This is a genomic window from Sabulicella flocculans, assembly GCF_045449635.1.
In the GTDB taxonomy this organism is placed as follows: Bacteria; Pseudomonadota; Alphaproteobacteria; order Acetobacterales; family Acetobacteraceae; genus Roseococcus.
This window is the reverse complement of the sequence record NZ_JBJJBR010000029.1, coordinates 1-19224: the sequence shown is the minus strand read 5'-3', so window position 1 is coordinate 19224 and position 19224 is coordinate 1. Positions and strand designations below refer to the sequence as shown.

Here is a 19224-nt window from a genome sequence, read left to right as displayed (position 1 = left end):
GATGCCCGTGACGATGCCCTCGACGATGCCCTCGACGATGACGGTGAACGAGCTGGCGGAGGACCTGGGCGTCACCGCCCGCGCCATCCGCTTCTACGAGAGCAAGGGCCTGCTGAGCCCGGCGCGGGACGGCCACAACGGCCGCGTCTTCACCCGGCGGGACCGCGCGCGGCTGCTGCTGGTGCTGCGCGGCAAGCGCCTGGGCTTCACCCTGGACGAGATCCGCGAATACCTCGACCTCTACGACGCCGACCCGACGCAGCGCGCGCAGGTGGAGGACCTGCTGCGCAAGCTGCGCGCCCGCCGCGCCGGGCTGGAGCAGCAGCGCGCCGCGCTGGAGGAAACCCTGGCCGAGCTGGACGACATCCAGGCCCAGGCCGAGGCGGCGCTGGCCGCCATGATGGAGAGCACCGCATGACCGACATCGTGATCGCGGCCTATCGCCGCTCGCCCTTCCACTTCGCCCACAAGGGCGGCCTGGTGAAGCTGCGCCCGGACGAGATGGCGGCGCAGGTGGTCCGCGCCCTGCTGGCCGATACCGGCATCGACCCCGCCACCATCGAGGACCTGGTGATGGGCTGCGCCTTCCCTGAGGGCGAGCAGGGGCTGAACGTGGCGAAGATCGTCGCTTTCCTGGCCAAGCTGCCCGAGAGCGTGGCCGGCGCCACGGTCAACCGCTTCTGCGGCTCCTCCATGCAATCGGTCCATCAGGCGGCCGGCGCCATCGCCATGGGCGCGGGCGAGGCCTTCCTGTGCTGCGGCGTGGAAAGCATGTCGCGCGTGCCGATGATGGGCTTCAACCCGCTGCCGCATCCCGGCCTCGCCGCCGACTACCCGCAGGCCTATGTCGGCATGGGCGAGACGGCGGAGAACGTGGCCCGCCGCCACCAGGTGACGCGCGCCGACATGGACGCCTTCGCCGCCGAGAGCCACCGCCGCGCCGCCGCCGCACAGGCCGCCGGCAATCTGGCCGACGAGATCGTGCCGGTCACCGTCAACGGCGCCACCGTGGAGGCCGATGGCTGCATCCGCCCCGAGACCACCGCCGAGGGGCTGGCCGGCCTGAAGCCCGCCTTCCGCGCCGATGGCACCGTCACCGCCGGCACCTCCTCGCCGCTCACCGATGGCGCGGTGGCGCTGCTGATATGCACCATGGACTACGCCAAGGCGAATGGGCTGGAGCCGCTGGCGAGGATCAGGTCCGTCGCCGTGGCCGGCTGCGCGCCGGAGGTGATGGGCATGGGCCCGGTGGGCGCCTCGCAGAAGGCGATGGCGCGGGCCGGCATCACGGCGAAGGACCTCGACGTGGTGGAGCTGAACGAGGCCTTCGCCTCCCAGGCCATCGCCTGCATGCGGGAGCTGTCGCTGGACCCGGCGAAGGTGAACCTGGATGGCGGCGCCATCGCGCTGGGCCACCCGCTGGGCGCCACCGGCGCGCGCATCACCGGCAAGGCGGCGGCGCTGCTGAAGCGCGAGGGCGGGCGCTATGCCCTGGCCAGCCAGTGCATCGGCGGCGGCCAGGGCATCGCGACCATCCTGGAGGCGGTGTGATGAGCAGCACCACCGGGGCGCCCCTGGTCGAGCCGGAACTCAAGGCGGTGCAGGCGCCGGCGGCGAAGCCCGTCGCGCCAGGCGGCGCCATCCGCAAGGTCGCCGTCATCGGCGCCGGGGTGATGGGCGCGGGCATCGCCGCGCATTGCGCCAATGCCGGCGTGCCGACCGTGCTGCTGGACATCGTGCCCGGCGGCGCGGCCAAGGCGCTGGCCGCCATGGCTAGGCAGGACCCCGCCCCCTTCATGCACAAGGGCGCGGCCCGGCTGGTGACGCCCGGCACCCTGGCCGACGACCTGCATCTGGTGGCGGATTGCGACTGGATCCTGGAAGCCATCGTCGAGAAGCCGGACGCCAAGCGCGCCCTCTACGCGCAGCTCGACGCGGTGCGGAAGCCGGGGTCCGTGGTGTCCTCCAACACCTCCACCATCCCGCTCGCCGCGCTGCTGGAAGGCGCCTCCGCGGATTTCGCGGCGGATTTCTGCATCACGCACTTCTTCAACCCGCCGCGCTACATGCGCCTTCTGGAACTGGTCACCGGCCCGGCCACGCGGGCCGATTCCGCCGCGGCGGTGACGGCGTTCTGCGACCGCGCGCTGGGCAAGACCGTGATCCCCTGCAAGGACCGGCCGGGCTTCATCGCCAACCGCATCGGCGGCATGTGGATGCAGTCCGCCATCAACCACGCCCACGACCTGCGGCTGACGATCGAGGAAGCCGACGCCGTGATGGGCCGCCCGCTGGGCATCCCCAAGACCGGCGTGTTCGGCCTGCTGGATTTGGTGGGCATTGACCTGATGCCGCACGTCGCCGCCTCCATGAAGGCAACGCTGCCGGCGGATGACGCCTACGTGCTGGGCATGCGCGACAACCCGCTGGTCACGCGCCTCATCGCCGAGGGGCGCACCGGCCGCAAGGGCGGCAAGGGCGGCTTCTACACCCGCGCCAAGGGCCCGGACGGCGAGAGCCTGAAGCGCGCCATTGACCTCTGGACCGGCGAGGACCGGGACAGCGTGAAGGCCTCGCTGGAAAGCCTGTCCCTGCGCGACATGCGCGCCCTGGCCGAGCACCCCGACCGCGGCGGCCGCTACGCCCGCGCCGTGCTGCTGGACACGCTGGCCTACGCCGCTGCGCTGGTGCCGGAGGTGGCGGATGACCTCGCCTCCGTGGATGCCGCCATGCGGCTGGGCTACAATTGGAAGTGGGGCCCCTTCGAACTGCTGGACAAGCTGGGCCCCGCCTGGTTCGCCGCCGCCCTGCGCGCCGAGGGCCGCGCCGTGCCACCGCTGCTGGAGACAGTCGGCGAAGGCCGCTTCTACCGGGTGGAGGATGGCCGCCTTCAAGTCATGGGCCTGGACGGCACCCACCGCGAGGTCGCCCGCCCCGAGGGTGTGCTGCTGCTGGCCGACATCAAGCGCGCTTCGCAGCCCCTGGCGAAGAACGCGTCGGCCAGCCTCTGGGACATCGGCGACGGCGTGGCCTGCCTGGAATTCACCTCCAAGATGAACAGCATGGACCCCGAGATCCTCGCCATGGTCGGCAAGGCGGTGGCCATGGGCAGGAAGGGCGCCTTCAAGGCGCTGGTGATCCACAACGAGGGCGAGAACTTCTCGGTGGGCGCCAATATCGGCCTCGCCCTGTTCGCCGCCAACATCGCCGCCTGGGGCGAGGTGGAAAGCATGGTCGAGGGCGGGCAGAAGGCCCTGCGCGCCCTGCGCCACGCCCCCTTCCCCGTGGTCGGCGCGCCGTCGGGCATGGCGCTGGGCGGCGGCTGCGAGGTGCTGCTGCATTGCGACGCCATCCAGGCGCACAGCGAGAGCTACATCGGCCTGGTCGAGGTCGGCGTCGGCCTCATCCCCGGCTGGGGCGGCTGCACCACCATGCTGCGCCGCTGGAGCGAGGCGCCGAAGCTGCCCAAGGGGCCGATGCCCCCGGTGGCCAAGGCCTTCGAGATGATCTCCACCGCCCAGGTGGCGAAATCGGCCTTCGAGGCAAAGGAGATGCTGCTGCTGCGCCCCACCGACGGCATCACCATGAACCGCGACCGCCTGCTGGCCGAGGCCAAGGCGAAGGCGCTTTCCATGGTGGAGGGCTACGCCCCGCCCGAGGCGAAGCCGATCCGCCTGCCCGGGCCTTCCGGCAAGGCGGCGCTGGCGATGGCGGTGCAGCAGCAGGTGCTGCTGGGCCGCGCCACGCCGCACGACATCGTGGTGTGCGACCACCTGGCCACCACCCTCTCCGGCGGTGCGCGCGACCACACGGAGGACACCACGGAGGAGGAGCTGCTGCGCCTGGAACGCCAATCCTTCATGGCGCTGCTGCGTACGGAAGGCACGCTGGCGCGCGTGGAGCACATGCTGACCACCGGCCGGCCCCTGCGGAACTGAGGAGAGCATCATGCCCAGCTACACCGCGCCGCTGCGCGACATCCGCTTCTGCCTCACCGAATACCTGGACCCCGCGCGGCTGACCGCACTGCCCGGCTGCGAGGAGATGACGCCCGAGCTGGTGGACCCGGTGCTGGAGGAGGCCGCCAAGCTCTGCCAGGAGGTGCTGTTCCCCCTCAACCGCCCCGGCGACGAGGAGGGCTGCACCATCGAGAACGGCGTGGTCCGCACCCCGCAGGGCTTCCCCGAGGCCTACAAGGCCTTCGTGGAGGGCGGCTGGGCCTCGCTGGCCTGCGACCCCGCCTATGGCGGCCAGGGCCTGCCCAAGACGGTGGCCCTGCCCTTCGAGGAGATGATGTGCTCGGCCAATTTGAGCTTCGGGATGTATCCGGGCCTCTCGCACGGCGCCTATTCGGCGCTGAGCAAGCACGGCACGGATGAGCTGAAGCAGCGCTACCTGCCCAAGCTGGTGTCGGGCGAATGGACCGGCACCATGTGCCTGACCGAGCCGCATTGCGGCACCGACCTCGGCCTGATCCGCACCAAGGCGGTGCCGAACGAGGACGGCTCCTTCAGCGTCACCGGCAACAAGATCTTCATCTCGGCCGGCGAGCACGACATGGCGGAGAACATCCTCCACCTCGTGCTGGCCAAGCTGCCCGACGCGCCGCCGGGCACGCGCGGCATCAGCCTGTTCCTGGTGCCGAAGTTCCTGCCCACGGAGGACGGCCGCCCGGGCCAGCGCAACGCCGTCTCCTGCACCTCCATCGAGCACAAGATGGGCATCAAGGCCTCCGCCACCTGCGGCATGAGCTTCGATGGCGCGACGGGCTGGCTGGTCGGGCGGCCGCACAAGGGCCTGTCGGCCATGTTCACCATGATGAACGAGGCCCGGCTGAGCGTCGGCATCCAGGGCCTGGGCCTGGCGGAGGTGAGCTACCAGAACGCGGTGGCCTACGCGAAGGACCGCCTGCAAGGCCGCGCCCTGCAAGGTACCCAGCACCCCGACAAGCCGGCCGACCCCATCATCGTCCACCCCGACGTGCGTCGCATGTTGCTGACGATGCGCGCCAACATCGAGGGCTGCCGCGCCCTGGCGGCCGAGGTGGCGCTGATGCAGGACATCGCCCGCCTGCACCCCGACGCCGCCGAGCGCCAGGCGGCCGACGACCACGTCCAGCTGATGACGCCCATCATCAAGGCCTACCTCACCGACATGGGCCTGGAGGCGACGGTGACCGGCCAGCAGGTGCTGGGCGGCCACGGCTACATCCGCGAATGGGGGATGGAGCAATACGTGCGCGACGCCCGCATCGCGCAGATCTACGAGGGCACCAACGGCATCCAGGCGCTGGACCTGGTGGGCCGCAAGATGCCCACCAGTGGCGGCCGCTACCTGCGCCGCTTCTTCCACCCCGTGCTGGCCTTCATCGAGGCCAAGGGCGAGGAGGAGGCGATGGGCGAGTTCATCCTGCCGCTCTCCAAGGCCTTCGGGCGGTTGCAGCAATGCACGGCGGAACTGGCCCGCCGCGGCTTCTCCGACCCCTTCGAGGCCGGGGCGGGCGCGACCGACTACCTGCGCCTGTTCGCGCTGACGGCGCTGGCCCATGCCTGGGCGCGCATGGCGGACATCGCGCTGGCGAAGCCGGACAGCGACTTCCACCGCGCCAAGCTGGCCACCGCGCGCTTCTTCTTCGCGCGCGTGCTGCCCGAGACGTCGTCGCTGGCCGCCAAGGTGCTGGCCGGCGGCGCGACGCTGCGCGAGCTGGAGGAAGCGGCGTTCTAGAGCACGCTCCGCCTTGATGGAATCATCAAGGCGGTGAACCGTCCTCTCAGCAAAGGCTGGATCATGATCCGCGTTTGCGGATCATGATCTAGAGCGAAAGCCCCAGCACCAGCGCGCCCAGCGGCAGGGCCAGGGCGCGCAGGGAAGCGGTGGCCAGATTCTCGCCCGCCGCGCGCCCGGCCAGGGCGCCGGCCAGCGCCGCCAGCGCGAGGCCCGCCGCCATCGCCGTCCCGGCCGGCAGCCACATCAGGGCCAGGGCGCCCGCCGCCAGCGCGGCGCCGGCCAGCGCGCCGTCCCGCGCCGCCTCGCCCGGGCGCGGCTGGATCAGGTCCAGCTCAAAGCGCATCATGAAGTCCACCCAGCGGCGCGGCTCGGCGGCGATCTGCTCCACCGCGCGGGCCAGGGCGTCGCCGCGCAGGCCGTAGCGGTGCAGCACCGCCGCTACCTCCCAGCGCTCGCGCTCCGGCCATTCCAGGATTTCCGCCTCCTCGCGCTGGCGCTCGGCGGCGTGGCGCTCGGCGGCGGCCAGCGCGCGCAGCCAGGGCAGCAGCCAGGCGGCCAGGGCGGCGGCGGCCAGCGCCGCCAGCACGGCCGTGCGCGGGGCGCTGGCCAGCGCCAGCACCGGCACCGGCGCCAGGGCCAGCCCGTGCCACAGCGGGGCGGTGGCGCGCAGCCGGTGCTGCTCGCCCTCCGGCGGGCCGGGGGGCGCGGGGGGCAGCCCGTCGCGATAGGGGTGCGGCGCGTCATCCATCGGCGCATCCTACAGCGCGCGCCGCGCCGGAGGAATGACGCCGCGGCGGGAAGCGCCGGGTCAGCCGCGCTCCAGCTTCGCGCCGTCCAGCAGGGCGCGGCGCCTGGCCTCCGCCTCGGCGTCGCGCGCCTTCTGCGCCTTGCTGCGGCCGAAGGCCGCGCGGTTGGCGGCGGCCTGCCGCTCCGCCTCCGCCCGCGCCTTCGCCTTGCGCGCCTTGTTGAGGTTGACCGGCGTCACACCCGCGGCGCCTGGCGCTCCACCACCGCCGCCAGCAGGCCGGCGCCGTGCGGGATGGCGGCGTCGTTGAAGTCGAACTTCGGGTGGTGCACCTCCGCCGTGTCGCCGTTGCCGACCATGGCGTAGGCGCCGGGCACCTTCTCCAGCATGAAGGCGAAGTCCTCGCCGCCCATCACCGCCGGGAAGTCGGCATCGGTGGCGCCCAGCGCGGCGGCCGCGGCGGCCAGGGCCTCCGTCGCGCCGGCATCGTTCACCAGCGGGGTGGTGAGGACGCGGAAATCCAGCGTGGCCGAGGCGCCGAAGCCCGCCGCCACGCCCTCGGCGATGGCGCGCATGCGCTGCTCCACCAGCTCCATCATCGTGCGCGAGAAGGCGCGCACCGTGCCGCCCAGCCGCACCCGGTCGGGGATGACGTTGTAGGCGTTGCCGGCGTCGAAGCGGGTGACGGACAGCACCGCGCGCTCGATGGCCGGCACGTTGCGCGCCACCACGGATTGCAGGGCGCCGACGATGGCGCTGCCGGCCACCACGGGGTCCACAGTCGCCTCCGGCCGGGCGCCGTGCCCGCCGCGGCCCTGCACCACGATGTCGTAGAACGCCACCCCCGCCATCATCGGCCCCGGCCGCAGCCCGGCCTGGCCGACCGGCATGCCGGGGCGGTTGTGCAGGCCGTACACCTCGTCGCAGGGGAAGCGCTCGAACAGCCCGTCCTCCAGCATGGCCAGGGCGCCGCCCGCGCCTTCCTCGCCGGGCTGGAAGATCAGGTGCACCGTGCCGTCGAAGCGGCGCGTCTGCTGCAGGTAGCGCGCGGCGGCCAGCAGCATGGTGGTGTGGCCGTCATGCCCGCAGGCGTGCATGCGCCCCTTGTGGGTGGAGGCGTGGGGCAGCCCGGTCTCCTCCTCCATGGGCAGCGCGTCCATGTCCGCCCGCAGGCCGATGCGCCGGCCATTGCCGTTGCGGATGACGCCGACCACCCCGGTGCGGCCCACCCCCTCATGCACCTCGATGCCCATCTCCCGCAGCTTGGCGGCCACCAGCGCGGCGGTGCGGTGCTCCTCCAGGCCCAGCTCGGGATGGGCATGGATGTCGCGGCGGATGGCGGCGAACTCCTCCTGCCACTGGGCGATGGTCTCGACGGGGCTGGTCACGGCGCGCTGCGTCCCTCTGATGACATGTCATCCTGCCGCGGCTGCGCCGCCAGCGCCAGGGCCTGCCGTAGCACCGCCATGTCCCCCACCTGGTTGGCCAGGATCAGCACCAGCCGCGCGTCGAGCCGGCGCGAGGCCTCCTCGTCCAGGCCCCGGTGGGCGTCCATCAGCGCCTGGTAGAAGGCGTCCGGGTCGGCGATGCGCGGCTCGCGGTGCAGGCTCATCGGCCCAGGGCCTTGCGGTGGGCGGCCAGGATGGGCTCCGGCGCGCAGGTGGCGAAGCGGGCGGCGACGTGCTGGTCCGGCCGCACCAGGGCGCATTCCCCCGGCAGCAGCCCCAGCCGCCGCGCCGCCAGCCCGGCATGGTCGTGCAGCGCGCCGGTGCGCGGCGTGTCGGTGAGCAGGACGGGGCGCAGCCCGGGCATGGCGACCGGATGCGCCTCCCGCGCCACCAGCGCCCAGTCGCCGCCCAGGTGGCGCAGCAGCCAGTCGCCCTGCCCCACTGGCGCGTCCGGGCAGGGGGTGCCGGGCGGCGCGGCGTCCGGGCGCTCGTCCGGCCCGTTCAGCGGCGAGCCCGCCAGCACGGCGGGGCGCGACAGCCGCCCGCTGTTCACCAGCGGCCGGGCGAAGGGCTGTTCCCCCGCCAGTTCCAGCACGGCGTCGCGGTAGGCGCGGGCGGCGGGGTTCTTGGGCGTGATGAAGTCGGTGGAGCGGGTGGAGTTGAGGATGTTCTCGTCCGCCGCCGGCACGCGCTCGGCGTCGTAGGAGTCCAGCAGCGCCTCCGGCGCCTCGCCCTTCAGGAAGGCGGCCAGCTTCCAGGCCAGGTTGTCGGCGTCCTGCACCGCGCCGTTGCCGCCGCGCGCGCCGAAGGGGCTGACCTGGTGCGCGGCGTCGCCCAGGAAGAAGCAGCGCCCGTGCCGGAAGCGCTGCATGCGCCGGCAGCGGAAGGTGTAGACCGACACCCATTCCAGCTCGAAGGGCACGTCGGGGCCCAGCATCTGCTCCACCCGCCAGCGCACCTTCGCCGGGTCCTTCTCGGCCTCCGGGTCGGCCTCCCAGCCCAGCTGGAAGTCAATGCGCCACACGCCGTCGGGCTGCTTGTGCAGCAGCACGGACTGGCCGGGGTGGAAGGGCGGGTCGAACCAGAACCAGCGCTCGGTGGGGAATTCCGCCTGCATCACCACGTCGGCGATCAGGAAGCGGTCGCGGAACACCTGGCCGGTGAAGGGCAGCCCCAGCGCCTCCCGCAGCGGCGAGCGCGCGCCGTCGCAGGCCAGCAGCCATTGCGCGTGCAGGCGGTAGGCGCCGTGCGGCGTCTCCACCTCCAGCAGCGCGCCGTCGGGGCGGTTGGCGATGCCGGCCACCTTGTGGCGCCAGCGCAGGTCCACCAGCCCGGTGGCCTCGCAGGCCTCCACCAGCCAGGCTTCGGCGTGGTACTGCTGCAGGTTCACGAAGGCCGGGTATTCATGCCCGCTTTCGGGCAGCAGGTCGAAGGCGTAGGCCTCGCGCGCGCCGAAGAACACCCGGCCGCGGTTCCAGGTGACGCCCTTCTCCAGGAAGCGCCCGCCCAGGCCCAGCCGCCCCATGATCTCCAGCGTGCGCTTGGCGAAGCAGATGGCGCGCGAGCCGGTGGACACCGTGTCGTCGTCGTCCAGCAGGACGGAGCGGACGCCGTGCCGCGCCAGGTCCAGCGCCGCGGTCAGCCCGACCAGCCCGCCGCCCACGATGGCCAGCGGCACCTCCTCCGTCCCGCCCGGCAGGGGCGGCGGGCGGTGGGCGAAGCGGGGCGGTTCGAAGGTGCTGGGCATCGCCCTGCCGATGTAGGGGCAGGCGCGCGCCGAGTCACGCCGGAACCGGCAGCAGGGCGCGGGCGAGGGCGCGCAGGTCCTCCGCCGCCGCGCAATTGGGGAAGCGGGTCAGCAGCGGCGCCTGGGCGCGGATGGCCTGGCCCACATGGGCGTCGCGCCGCACCCAGCCCAGGAACGGCACCCCGCCGCCGAGGAAGGAGCGGCAGGCGGCGTCCAGCGCGCCATGCACGCGCCGCGCCGCCGGGGCGTGGGCGGCCTGGTTCACCACCACCCCGGCGCGGCCGCTCGGCGCGTCCAGCCGGTGCAGCTTCAGCACGGCATAGGCGTCGGTCAGGCTGGTGGGCTCCTCCGTCGCCACCACCAGCAGCTGGCCGGCGGCGGCGGCCAGGCGGCGTTGCTGCGTGCCCAGCCCGGCGCCGAGGTCCAGCACCACCTCGCCCGGCAGGGCGCGCAGCAGGGCCAGCAGGGCGGCGCCGTCATCCCCGGCCAGCCCGGCATCGCCCGAGCGGCCGGGCAGCACGGCGAAGCCGGCCGGGTGGCGCCGCAGCGCGGCCTCCGGCGGCAGCTGCCCGCGCAGCACCGCCGCCAGGTCCGGCCCGGGCGGCAGGCCCAGCTGCACGTCCACGTTGGCCAGCCCCAGGTCGCCATCCACCAGGGTCACCGGGCGGCCGGCCTCGGCCAGGGCCTGGGCCAGCCCGATGGCGAGGCAGGTCTTGCCCACGCCGCCCTTGCCCGAGGCGATGGTGATCAGGCGCATGGGCGGGCCTCCGTGGCGGGGCGGGCCAGGCGCGCGGCCAGGCCCGCGGCGTCCAGCGGCAGGAGGCCGCCGGCGACGTGGGGGGAGATGCCGGCCTCGCTGAGCGCGAGGCCGGCGGCGGCGGCGGCCAGCACCCCGCCCAGGCGGCGGGCGGCGTCCAGCCGCGTGGCGACCAGGTGGCGGGCGCCCAGCGCGTGGAAGGCACGGGCGATCTCCGCGCTTTCCTCCGCGTCCAGCCCGGCGGGCAGCACCAGCACCGGGGCGGCGCCGGCGGCGCGGGTCAGCCGCAGCAGCAGGGCGGCCTGGGCGGCATCGAAGGGGTCGCAGCCGAAGCCGTCCAGGATGGCGCCCTGCCCCGGCGCGCGGGTGGCCAGGGCCTTGGCCAGCGCCTCCGGCTGCGCGGCCACCGCCAGGGTCAGGCGCAGCAGGCGGGTGAAGGCGGCCAGCTGCTCCACCGCGCCGGCCCGGGCGCCGTCGGTGGTGACGACCAGCGGCGCCGCCCCGGCCTGCACCGCCCGCGCGGCCAGCTTGGCGGCCGTCAGCGTCTTGCCGGCGCCGGGCGGGCCGACCAGCAGGATGGGCTGGCCGGCCGGCAGCGGCGCGAAGGGCAGGCCGGCGGCCAGCGCGGCCTCCAGCGGGCCGTGGCCCAGCCGGGCCAGCACGGCGGGGGGAATGTTGTGGCGCGCCAGCTCCGGCCGCTCCGGCAGGGGCAGCGGCTCGGGCGGGATCAGCAGGGGCTCGGCGGCCTCCAGCGCGGCCGTCACCTCCACCCCGCCGGGCACGCGGCGGGTGGCCAGCACCACCGCCTCCTCGCCCAGCGCGGCGCGCACCTCCGCCAGCGCGGCGGCGGAGCTGCGGGCGGTGAAGACCCGCAGCCTCATGCCGGCCGTGCCCGCGGCGGGGCGGGGCGCCGGTCAGGCGCCGGGCGGCGCCTCCGGCGGGCGGGCGGCACCGTGCCCAGGGCCATCCTAGACGCTCCCCAGGGTGCGGATGCGCGCCCGCGGGTGGATCTCGTTCTGCGCCATCACCGGCGTGGCGGGGCGGAAGCGCTCCACGATGGCGCGCAGGTGCGGCCGCAAGGGGCCCGAGCACAGCAGCACCGCCGCCTCGCCCTGCGCCGCCTGGGCGTCCAGCACGTCGCGCAGGCGCTGCATGAAGGCCTGCAGCCGCCCGGCCTCCATCACCAGCTGGCGGTCCTCCGCGGGGCCGGCCAGGCTCTCGGCGAAGGCGCCCTCCCACTCGGCGGAGATGGTGACGAGGGGGATGTAGCCCGAAGGGCCGCGCGCCGCCTCGCACAGCTGGCGGGACAGGCGCTGGCGCACCACGCCGAGCATCTGCGGCAGGGAGCGCAGCTGGGCGCTCGCCGCCTCCTGCACCCCCTCCAGGATGGTGGGCAGGTCGCGGATGCTCACGCGCTCGGCCAGCAGGGCCTGCAGCAGGCGTTGCAGCGTGCCGACGTTCACCTGGCCGGGGATGAGGTCGGCGACCAGCTTCTGCTGCTCGCGCGGCAGCTCGTCCAGCAGCTTCTGCGTCTCGCTCCAGGAGAGCATCTCGCTCATGTTCTCGCGCACCACCTCCGTCAGGTGGGTGGCCAGCACGCCGGCGCAGTCCACCACGGTGCAGCCCAGCGCCAGCGCCTCCTCGCGCGCGCGCTCCTCCACCCACAGGGCGGGCAGGCCGAAGGCGGGCTCGGCGGTGCGCTCGCCGGCCATGTCGGGCAGGCCGCCCTCCGGGCTGATGGCCAGCAGCAGCGGCGGCTTCAGCTGGCCGCGCGCCACCTCGATCTCCTTCACCCGCACCACGTAGGTGTCGGGCGGGAGGTCCAGGTTGTCCTGGATGCGCACGGAGGGCAGCACGAAGCCCATCTCCTGCGCCACGGAGCGGCGCAGGCCGCGGATCTGCTCCGTCAGCCGCGGCGCGTCGCCGGCGGCCAGCGACAGCAGCCCGTAGCCCAGCTCCAGCCGCAGCAGGTCCATGCGCAGCGCCTCGGCCACCGGGGGCTCGCCCGGGGCGGCGGGGGCCTGCTCGGGCTCCGGCGCCGCGCCGGCGGGGGCGCGCTTGCGCTGCACCCAGGCGCCGAAGCCGGTGGCGCCGGCCAGCGCCAGGAAGGGCAGCAGCGGCATGCCCGGCAGCAGCCCCAGCACCACCGCCGAGCCGGAGGCCACCGCCAGCGGCTTCCACCCGCCCAGCTCCTTGGCCATCAGCACGTCGGACTGCTCCTCGCGCACCGCCTTGGTGACGACGATGGCGGCGGCGACGCTGACCAGCAGCGCGGGGATCTGCCCCACCAGCCCGTCGCCCACCGTCAGGATGGTGTAGGTCTCCACCGCGTCGCCCACGCCCATGCCGTGCCGGCCCAGCCCGATGGCCATGCCGCCCAGCAGGTTGATGAAGGTGGAGACCAGGCCCGCCGTGGCGTCGCCCTTCACGAACTTGGCCGCGCCGTCCATGGCGCCGTGGAAGCCGCTCTCCTCCTCCAGCTCGCGGCGGCGGGTGCGGGCCTGCTTCTCGTCGATGTTGCCGGCGTTCAGGTCGGCGTCGATGGCCATCTGCTTGCCGGGCATGGCGTCCAGGTGGAAGCGCGCCGACACCTCGGCGATGCGCCCCGCGCCCTTGGACACCACGACGTGGTTCACCAGCAGCAGGATGGCGAAGACGATCAGGCCCACCACCACGTCGCCGCCCATCAGGTAGGCGCCGAAGGTGGCGATGATGTCGCCCGCCGCCTGCGGGCCCTGGTGCCCCTCGGCCAGGATGGCGCGGGTGGTGGCGACGTTCAGCCCCAGCCGGAACAGCGTGGTGATCAGCAGCAGCTGCGGGAAGCTCTGGAAATCCAGCGGGCGCACCAGCAGCAGCGCCACCATCAGCATCAGCACGGAGGCGACGATGTTCAGCGCCAGCGCCGCGTCCAGCAGGAAGCCGGGCAGCGGCACCACCAGGATGACGAGCACCAGGGCGATGCCCGCCACCAGCGCCGCCTCGGAGGAGACGCGCAGCCCCTTCAGCCAGGGCGGCAGCGCGAGGCCCCTCATGCCGCGCGCCAGCCATCGGGCAGCTGGCCGGGCGCGGGCGGCACGGCCAGCCCCTTCTCCCGGTACTCGGCCAGCTTGTTGCGCAGGGTGCGGATGGAGATGCCCAGGATCTCCGCCGCGCGGGTGCGGTTGCCCAGGCAGCGGCCCAGCGTCTCCAGGATCAGCTCCTGCTCCACCTCCTCCATGCGCCGGCCGACCAGCGCGGCGATGGCGCCGGCGGGCCGCGGCGGCGCGGCGGGGGCGGGCGCCGCTTCCGCCGCGGGGGCGGCGGGCGGGGGCGCGGCGTCCAGCTCGATCGCCTCGGGGCCGATCTCGCGGCCCTCGGCCAGCAGCACGGCGCGGTGCAGGGCGTTCTCCAGCTCGCGCACGTTGCCCGGCCAGGGATGGGCCAGCAGCCGGCCCTGCGCCCCGGGCGAGAGCGGGCGCGCCGGCAGCCCGTTGGCGGCGGCGTAGCGCTGGGCGAAGTGCTGCGCCAGCGGCAGCACGTCGCCCGGGCGCTCGCGCAGCGGCGGGATGCGCAGGTTCACCACGTTCAGGCGGAAGAACAGGTCCTCGCGGAAGCGGCCGGCGCGCACCTCGGCCGGCAGGTCGCGGTGGGTGGCGGCCAGGATGCGCACGTCCACCCGCACGGGCTGGGTGCCACCCAGCCGGTCCACCTCGCGCTCCTGGATGGCGCGCAGGATCTTGGCCTGCAGCCGCAGGTCCATCTCGCCGATCTCGTCCAGCAGCAGGGTGCCGCCCTCGGCCTGCTCGAACTTGCCCTTGCGCGCCGCCACCGCGCCGCTGAAGGCGCCCTTCTCGTGGCCGAACAGCTCGCTTTCCAGCAGGCTCTCCGGCAGGGCGGCGACGTTGAGCGCCACGAAGGGCCCGTTGGCGCGCCGCGAGGCGGCGTGGATGTGGCGCGCCAGCACCTCCTTGCCCGTGCCGCTTTCCCCGGTGATGAGGATGGACGCCTCCGCCCGCGCCACCTGGGCGGCGCGGGCCAGCACCGCCTGCATGGCGGGGTCCTGGCAGACCGGCGCGCCGTCGCGGCCCGTCGCGGCCTCCAGCATGGCCGCGATCAGCTCGGCCTCCGGCGGCAGCGGCAGGAACTCGCGCGCGCCGGCGCGGATGGCGCGCAGCACGGCGTCGGCATCGGCGTTGCGGCCGCACACCACCAGGGGGGCGGCGATGCGCTCCTCCTCCAGCCGCATCAGCAGCCAGGGCAGGTCGTGCGCGGCATCCGCCAGCACCAGGTCGGCGCCGCGGCCGCGCAGGTGCTCCAGCGCGCCGGTCACGCCCTCCACCGCCGCCAGCGCGGCGCCGCGCGCGGCGGCGATGCGCGCCGCCTGCCCCAGCTCCCCGGACAGCGAGCCCAGGATCAGCAGCCGGGTCACGAGGCGCGGTCCGCCTTGACGATCTCCGTCATGGTGACGCCCAGCTTGTTGTCCTCCACCATCACCACCTCGCCGCGCGCGACCAGGCGGTTGTTGACGTAGATGTCCACCGCCTCGCCCAGCTTGCGGTCCAGCTCCACCACCGCGCCGCGGCCGAGCTTGAGCAGCTGGCTGACCTGCATGGTGGCGCGGCCCAGCACGGCGCTGACCTGCACGGGGATGTCGTAGACCGCCTCCAGGTCGCGCGCGGGGGGCGGCGCGGCCGGGCCCTCCTGCGTTCCGGGGGCGGCGGGCTCGAAGGGGGGGTTGGTCAGGTCGCTCATGCGCGCTCACTCCACAAGCTGGTCGTCCTTGCCCTCGGACAGCTGGATCTGCCCCTGGGCGGCGAGGTCCTTGGCGGCGGCGACGATGGCGGCCTGCGCCTCGTCCACGTCCTTCAGCCGCACCGGGCCCAGGGCGGCGATGTCGTCCTTCAGCAGCTTGGCCGCGCGCTCCGTCATGTTGCGGAAGAACATCTCGCGCATCTCCTCCGGCGCGCCCTTCAGCGCCAGGGCCAGCTTGTCCTTCTCGACGGAGCGCAGCAGCACCTGGAGCCCCTGCGCGTCCAGGCGCTTCAGGTCCTCGAAGGTGAACATGAGGGAGCGGATGCGCTCCGCGCTCTCGCGGTTGCGCTCCTCCAGCGCGGCCATGATGCGCGCCTCGCTCTGCCGGTCCAGCGAGTTGAAGATCTCCGCCATCATCTCGTGGGCGTCGCGGCGGGTGGAGCGCGCGAGGTTGCTCATGAACTCGGCCTTCAGCGTGCGCTCCACGCCCTCCAGCGCCTCCTTCTGGACGTTCTCCATGCGCAGCATGCGCATGACGACCTCCATGGCGAAGCCCTCGGGCAGCTGGCTCAGCACCCGCGCGGCGTGGTCCGCCTTCACCTTGGTGAGCACGACGGCGACCGTCTGCGGGTATTCGTTCTTGAGGTAGTTCGCCAGCACCACCTCGTTCACGTTGCCCAGCTTGTCCCACATGGTGCGCCCGGCCGGGCCGCGGATCTCCTCCATGATGGAGGCCACGCGCTCGGCCGGCAGGGTCTTCAGCAGCAGGCGCTCCGTGCTCTCGTAGGAACCGACGAGGTTGCCGGGCCCGCCCAGGGCGCGGCCGAACTCCTCGCACACCTGCTCCACCACCTCCGCCGGCACGGTGCCCAGCTGTGCCATGGCGATGGAGACGTCGCGGATCTCGTCCTCGTGCATGCGGCCGAACATGCGCGCCGCCGCGGCCTCGCCCAGGGCCAGCATCAGCACGGCGGCCTTCTGCGGGCCTTGCAGGGGGGCGGGCATCAGCGGTCCTCCTCCGGCGCCAGCCAGCCGCGCACCACCGCCAGCGCCTCGTCGGGGTTCTCCTCGACCAGCCTGGCCACGCGCTGCAGCGTGGAGGCGTTCACCGCGCCGCTGACATTGGCCACCTCCACCATCGAGGGCGCGGCGGCGGCGGCGGCAGGCGCGGGCATGGCGGCCGCGGGCACGGCGCCGGGCGGCAAGGGGGGCATCGGCATGCCCGGCGGCGGGGCGTGGATGGGCATCATCGCCACCCCGCCCGGCCCAGCCACCGCGCCCGCCGGCAACGCCTGGCCCGGCTGCCAGTCCGGCACGGGCGCGTAGGCGATGGCCGGCGGCGCGGCCGGGCCCGGGCCCGTGCCCGCCAGCGCCGCCTCGGCCGTGCCGGCGCCCGCCCCGGCCAGGGCGGGCTGCGGCGCCAGCGCCAGCGACAGGCGCTTCACCAGCGGGCGGCCCAGCAGCAGCAGCGCCAGCACCGCCACCCCGGCCAGGATGGCCGTCTCCATCAGCTTCGCCAGCAGCGCCTGCGGGATGTCCAGTCCCAGCGGGCCGGGTGCCGGCGGGGCGAAGGCGGGCTCGGCGAAGCGCATGGACACCACTTCCACCCGGTCGCCCCGCCGCTCGTCGAAGCCCACGGCCGAGCGCACCAGCGCGGCGATGCGCGCCACCTCCTCCGCCGTGCGCTCGCGGACCCGCGGGGCACCGCCCTCCCCGGCTTCCGTCACGCCGTCTACCAGCACGGCCACGGAGATGCGCTTGAGCACCGGGGCCTCGCGCAGCACGTTGCGCAGGGTGCGGCCGATCTCGAAGTTGGTGGTCTCCTCCTGCCGGTTCTCCTGCGGGCCGCCGCCGCCCGGCGGCGCCTCGGCCCCCGGCAGGTTGCCGCCGACCGAGACGTTGGCGGGCTCCGCCCCGCGCGAGGATTCGGTGGTGCTCTGCTGCGAGCGCGCCACCTGGTTCTCCGGGTCGAAGCGCTCCTCGCGGATCTCCACCCGGTCGGCGTCCATCTCCACCGCCACCTCGGCGCGCACGCGGCCAGGGCCCAGCACGCGCTCCAGCATCTCCTCCACGCCGCGGGCCAGGCGGGCCTCGTGGGCGCGGCGCGGCTCCTCCTGGGTGGCGGCGGCGGCGGCGGGGCCGATGGCCTGGCCGCCGCGGGCCAGCAGCTCGCCCCGGCTGTCCACGATGCTCACGTTCTGGGCGCGCAGGCCGGGCACCCCGGCGACCACAAGGTGCAGCACCGCCTGGGTGCCCTCGCGGTCCAGGCGGTGGGCGCCCTGCATGGTCAGCAGCACGCTGGCCTGCGCCTCGGCGCGCTCGCGGCTGAAGGCCTCCCGCCGCGGCAGCACCAGGTGGACGCGGGCGTTGCGCACCCCGGCCAGGGCGCGGATGGAGCGCGCCAGCTCCCCTTCCAGCGCGCGCAGCCGGTTCATCTCCTGCTGGAAGGGGGTGGTGGTCAGCCCCTCGCCGCGGTCGAAGATCTCGTTGCCGATGGCGCCGCCGGCCGGCAGCCCCTCCCGCGCCAGGGACAGGCGCAGCCGCGCCACGTCCTCCGCCGGGACCAGCACCTGCGAGCCGCCGGCGGCCAGGCGGAAGGGCACGCGGGCGCGCTCCAGCGCCGCCACCACCGCCCCGGCGTCCCGCTGCTCCAGCTCGGAGTAGAGCACCGCCATGGCCGGGGCATTGGCGCGCAGGGCCAGCACCAGCAGCAGCGCCGCCAGCGCTGCGCCCACACCGGCCAGCGCCAGCAGCTTGACGCGCCCCAGCGCGCGGAGCTGCCCGATCAGGTTCTGCAAGGCCCAGCCCACCCTGGCATCCGCGAATCTCCGCCCGCGCCTCCTGCGCGGATGGGCAGAGATTGCCGCCCCGGGGTTAACGCGCCCTTGCCGTCACCCCCCCACGATGGAGCGCAGGCGGGAGAAGTCCACGTTCAGGCCGCCCAGCCCCAGCGTCACCGCGCCGTCGGCCCGCTGCAGGGTGGTGGCGCGGCCCAGCACGGTGGCCGCCAGCGCGGTTTCCGTGCCATCCGCCCCCAGCCCGCGCACGGTGAAGCGGTAGGCGCCGTCGCGCTGCTGCGCGCCGTTGCCGCTGCGCCCGTCCCAGCTCCAGTCCTGCGGGGCGCTGCCCAGGTTCACCGTGGCGCGCCGCAGCGTGCGGCCTTGCGCGTCCTCGATGGTCACCTCGGCCTGGCGGGCGGCGGCGGTGGCGGCGGGCAGGCGCAGCGCCGCCGTGCCGCCCTGCAGGGAAAGGCTGTCCGACTCCACTTCCAGCAGCCGGCCCATCAGCGGCGCGGCGGACACCAGCTGCGCGCCCTGCTGCAGGGAGATCAGGCGCTCCATGTTGTCGTTCAGCGCCAGCTGCTGCTCCACCCCGGCAAAGGAGACGAGCTGCTGCGTCATCTTCTCCGTGTCCATGGCGTTGGTTGGGTCCTGGTTGCGCAGCTGGGTGGTCAGCAGCGTCAGGAAGGTGTCGAAATTGGCGGTCAGCCGCGCCCGCTGGGAAGAGGCGGCGCTGGCGGCCGCCCCGGCGGCGCCGGAAATCGTGGTGCTCATGCAGGGTCTCCGTCAGATGGCGAGGTCGAGCAGGCCGCGCACGGCGCGCGGCGGCGGCAGGGCTTCGGCGGGGGCGGCGGGCCGCCCGCCCCGCCCGCCCGGGGCACCCCCACCCCCGCCGCCGGAGCCATCGGCCCCGCCGCCGGTCAGGGCGAAGGAGGCGGCGCCATCCAGCCGCACCCCGGCCTCGCCCAGGGCGCGGTCCAGTTCGGCGCGGTCTTGGCGCAGCAGCAGCAGGGTTTCCGGCCGCTCGGCGGCGATGCTCAGCGCGTGGCGGTCGCCCTCCCGGCGCAGGGTGATCTCCACCCGGCCCAGCTCCGCGGGCTCCAGCTGCAAGGTGAAGCCGCCCTGCGGGCCGGGGGCGAAGGACAGGGCGATGGCGGTCTGCGCCACCTGGCGCGCGGCCGGGGGCGGCGCGGCGGCGGGGGCCTCGGCGCGGACCGGCGGCGGGGCCTCGGCGGGACGCGGCGGCGCGGCGGCCTCGACGGGGGCAGCCGCCGTGGAGGGGGGCGCGC

Annotated in this window: 18 protein-coding genes; 4 read left to right on the top strand and 14 right to left on the bottom strand. The window is 74.6% G+C overall.

The window, feature by feature from the left end:
* The first annotated feature begins 1 nt into the window (after window position 1).
* Genes ACI6QG_RS18010 through ACI6QG_RS17995 form a run of 4 tightly spaced genes read left to right on the top strand, consistent with a single transcriptional unit; the run spans window position 2 to window position 5724 of the window.
* Complete coding sequence (locus ACI6QG_RS18010) at window positions 2–418, top strand: MerR family transcriptional regulator (protein WP_407025996.1); 417 nt, start codon at window positions 2–4, stop codon at window positions 416–418.
* On the top strand, window positions 415–1551 hold the full coding sequence (locus ACI6QG_RS18005) for a thiolase family protein (RefSeq protein WP_407025974.1): 1137 nt from the start codon (window positions 415–417) through the stop codon (window positions 1549–1551). Before ACI6QG_RS18010 ends, ACI6QG_RS18005 begins: the two co-directional genes overlap by 4 nt.
* The gene (locus ACI6QG_RS18000) at window positions 1551–3938 is read left to right on the top strand and encodes a 3-hydroxyacyl-CoA dehydrogenase/enoyl-CoA hydratase family protein (RefSeq protein WP_407025973.1); all 2388 of its coding nucleotides are present in this window, start codon (window positions 1551–1553) and stop codon (window positions 3936–3938) included. The genes ACI6QG_RS18005 and ACI6QG_RS18000 overlap by 1 nt, the downstream gene beginning before the upstream one ends.
* A gap of 10 nt (window positions 3939–3948) precedes the next feature.
* Complete coding sequence (locus tag ACI6QG_RS17995) at window positions 3949–5724, top strand: acyl-CoA dehydrogenase C-terminal domain-containing protein (protein ID WP_407025972.1); 1776 nt, start codon at window positions 3949–3951, stop codon at window positions 5722–5724.
* A gap of 88 nt (window positions 5725–5812) precedes the next feature.
* On the opposite strand, the gene ACI6QG_RS17990 is transcribed toward ACI6QG_RS17995, so the two are convergent.
* From ACI6QG_RS17990 to fliK, 14 genes are all read right to left on the bottom strand, one after another.
* The gene (locus tag ACI6QG_RS17990) at window positions 5813–6475 is read right to left on the bottom strand and encodes a VIT1/CCC1 transporter family protein (RefSeq protein WP_407025971.1); all 663 of its coding nucleotides are present in this window, start codon (window positions 6473–6475) and stop codon (window positions 5813–5815) included.
* Window positions 6476–6535: 60 nt separating this feature from the next.
* Entirely contained in the window at window positions 6536–6712 is a 177-nt protein-coding gene (locus ACI6QG_RS17985) for a DUF4169 family protein (protein WP_407025970.1), read from the bottom strand.
* Window positions 6709–7860, bottom strand: coding sequence for a M20 aminoacylase family protein (locus ACI6QG_RS17980; protein ID WP_407025969.1), 1152 nt, complete (start codon window positions 7858–7860; stop codon window positions 6709–6711). Before ACI6QG_RS17980 ends, ACI6QG_RS17985 begins: the two co-directional genes overlap by 4 nt.
* Window positions 7857–8084 (bottom strand): DUF2783 domain-containing protein, encoded by a 228-nt coding sequence (locus ACI6QG_RS17975; RefSeq protein ID WP_407025968.1) that lies wholly within the window; start codon window positions 8082–8084, stop codon window positions 7857–7859. Before ACI6QG_RS17975 ends, ACI6QG_RS17980 begins: the two co-directional genes overlap by 4 nt.
* Window positions 8081–9667 (bottom strand): FAD-dependent oxidoreductase, encoded by a 1587-nt coding sequence (locus ACI6QG_RS17970; RefSeq protein WP_407025967.1) that lies wholly within the window; start codon window positions 9665–9667, stop codon window positions 8081–8083. Before ACI6QG_RS17970 ends, ACI6QG_RS17975 begins: the two co-directional genes overlap by 4 nt.
* 34 nt (window positions 9668–9701) lie before the next feature.
* Window positions 9702–10424 (bottom strand): nucleotide-binding protein, encoded by a 723-nt coding sequence (locus ACI6QG_RS17965; protein ID WP_407025966.1) that lies wholly within the window; start codon window positions 10422–10424, stop codon window positions 9702–9704.
* Entirely contained in the window at window positions 10415–11305 is an 891-nt protein-coding gene (locus ACI6QG_RS17960; protein ID WP_407025965.1) for a hypothetical protein, read from the bottom strand. The genes ACI6QG_RS17965 and ACI6QG_RS17960 overlap by 10 nt, the downstream gene beginning before the upstream one ends.
* A gap of 87 nt (window positions 11306–11392) precedes the next feature.
* A complete protein-coding gene (gene flhA, locus ACI6QG_RS17955; protein ID WP_407025964.1) occupies window positions 11393–13456 on the bottom strand; it encodes a flagellar biosynthesis protein FlhA in 2064 nt (687 codons plus the stop codon).
* On the bottom strand, window positions 13453–14832 hold the full coding sequence (locus tag ACI6QG_RS17950; protein WP_407025963.1) for a sigma 54-interacting transcriptional regulator: 1380 nt from the start codon (window positions 14830–14832) through the stop codon (window positions 13453–13455). The genes flhA and ACI6QG_RS17950 overlap by 4 nt, the downstream gene beginning before the upstream one ends.
* Complete coding sequence (gene fliN, locus ACI6QG_RS17945; RefSeq protein ID WP_407025962.1) at window positions 14829–15155, bottom strand: flagellar motor switch protein FliN; 327 nt, start codon at window positions 15153–15155, stop codon at window positions 14829–14831. The genes ACI6QG_RS17950 and fliN overlap by 4 nt, the downstream gene beginning before the upstream one ends.
* A gap of 6 nt (window positions 15156–15161) precedes the next feature.
* On the bottom strand, window positions 15162–16160 hold the full coding sequence (gene fliG / locus ACI6QG_RS17940) for a flagellar motor switch protein FliG (RefSeq protein WP_407025961.1): 999 nt from the start codon (window positions 16158–16160) through the stop codon (window positions 15162–15164).
* Complete coding sequence (fliF, locus tag ACI6QG_RS17935) at window positions 16160–17953, bottom strand: flagellar basal-body MS-ring/collar protein FliF (RefSeq protein ID WP_407025960.1); 1794 nt, start codon at window positions 17951–17953, stop codon at window positions 16160–16162. Before fliF ends, fliG begins: the two co-directional genes overlap by 1 nt.
* A 93-nt stretch (window positions 17954–18046) precedes the next feature.
* Complete coding sequence (locus ACI6QG_RS17930) at window positions 18047–18709, bottom strand: flagellar hook assembly protein FlgD (protein ID WP_407025959.1); 663 nt, start codon at window positions 18707–18709, stop codon at window positions 18047–18049.
* A gap of 12 nt (window positions 18710–18721) precedes the next feature.
* A partial coding sequence (fliK, locus tag ACI6QG_RS17925) for a flagellar hook-length control protein FliK (protein WP_407025958.1) occupies window positions 18722–19224 on the bottom strand: 503 nt, incomplete at its 5' end.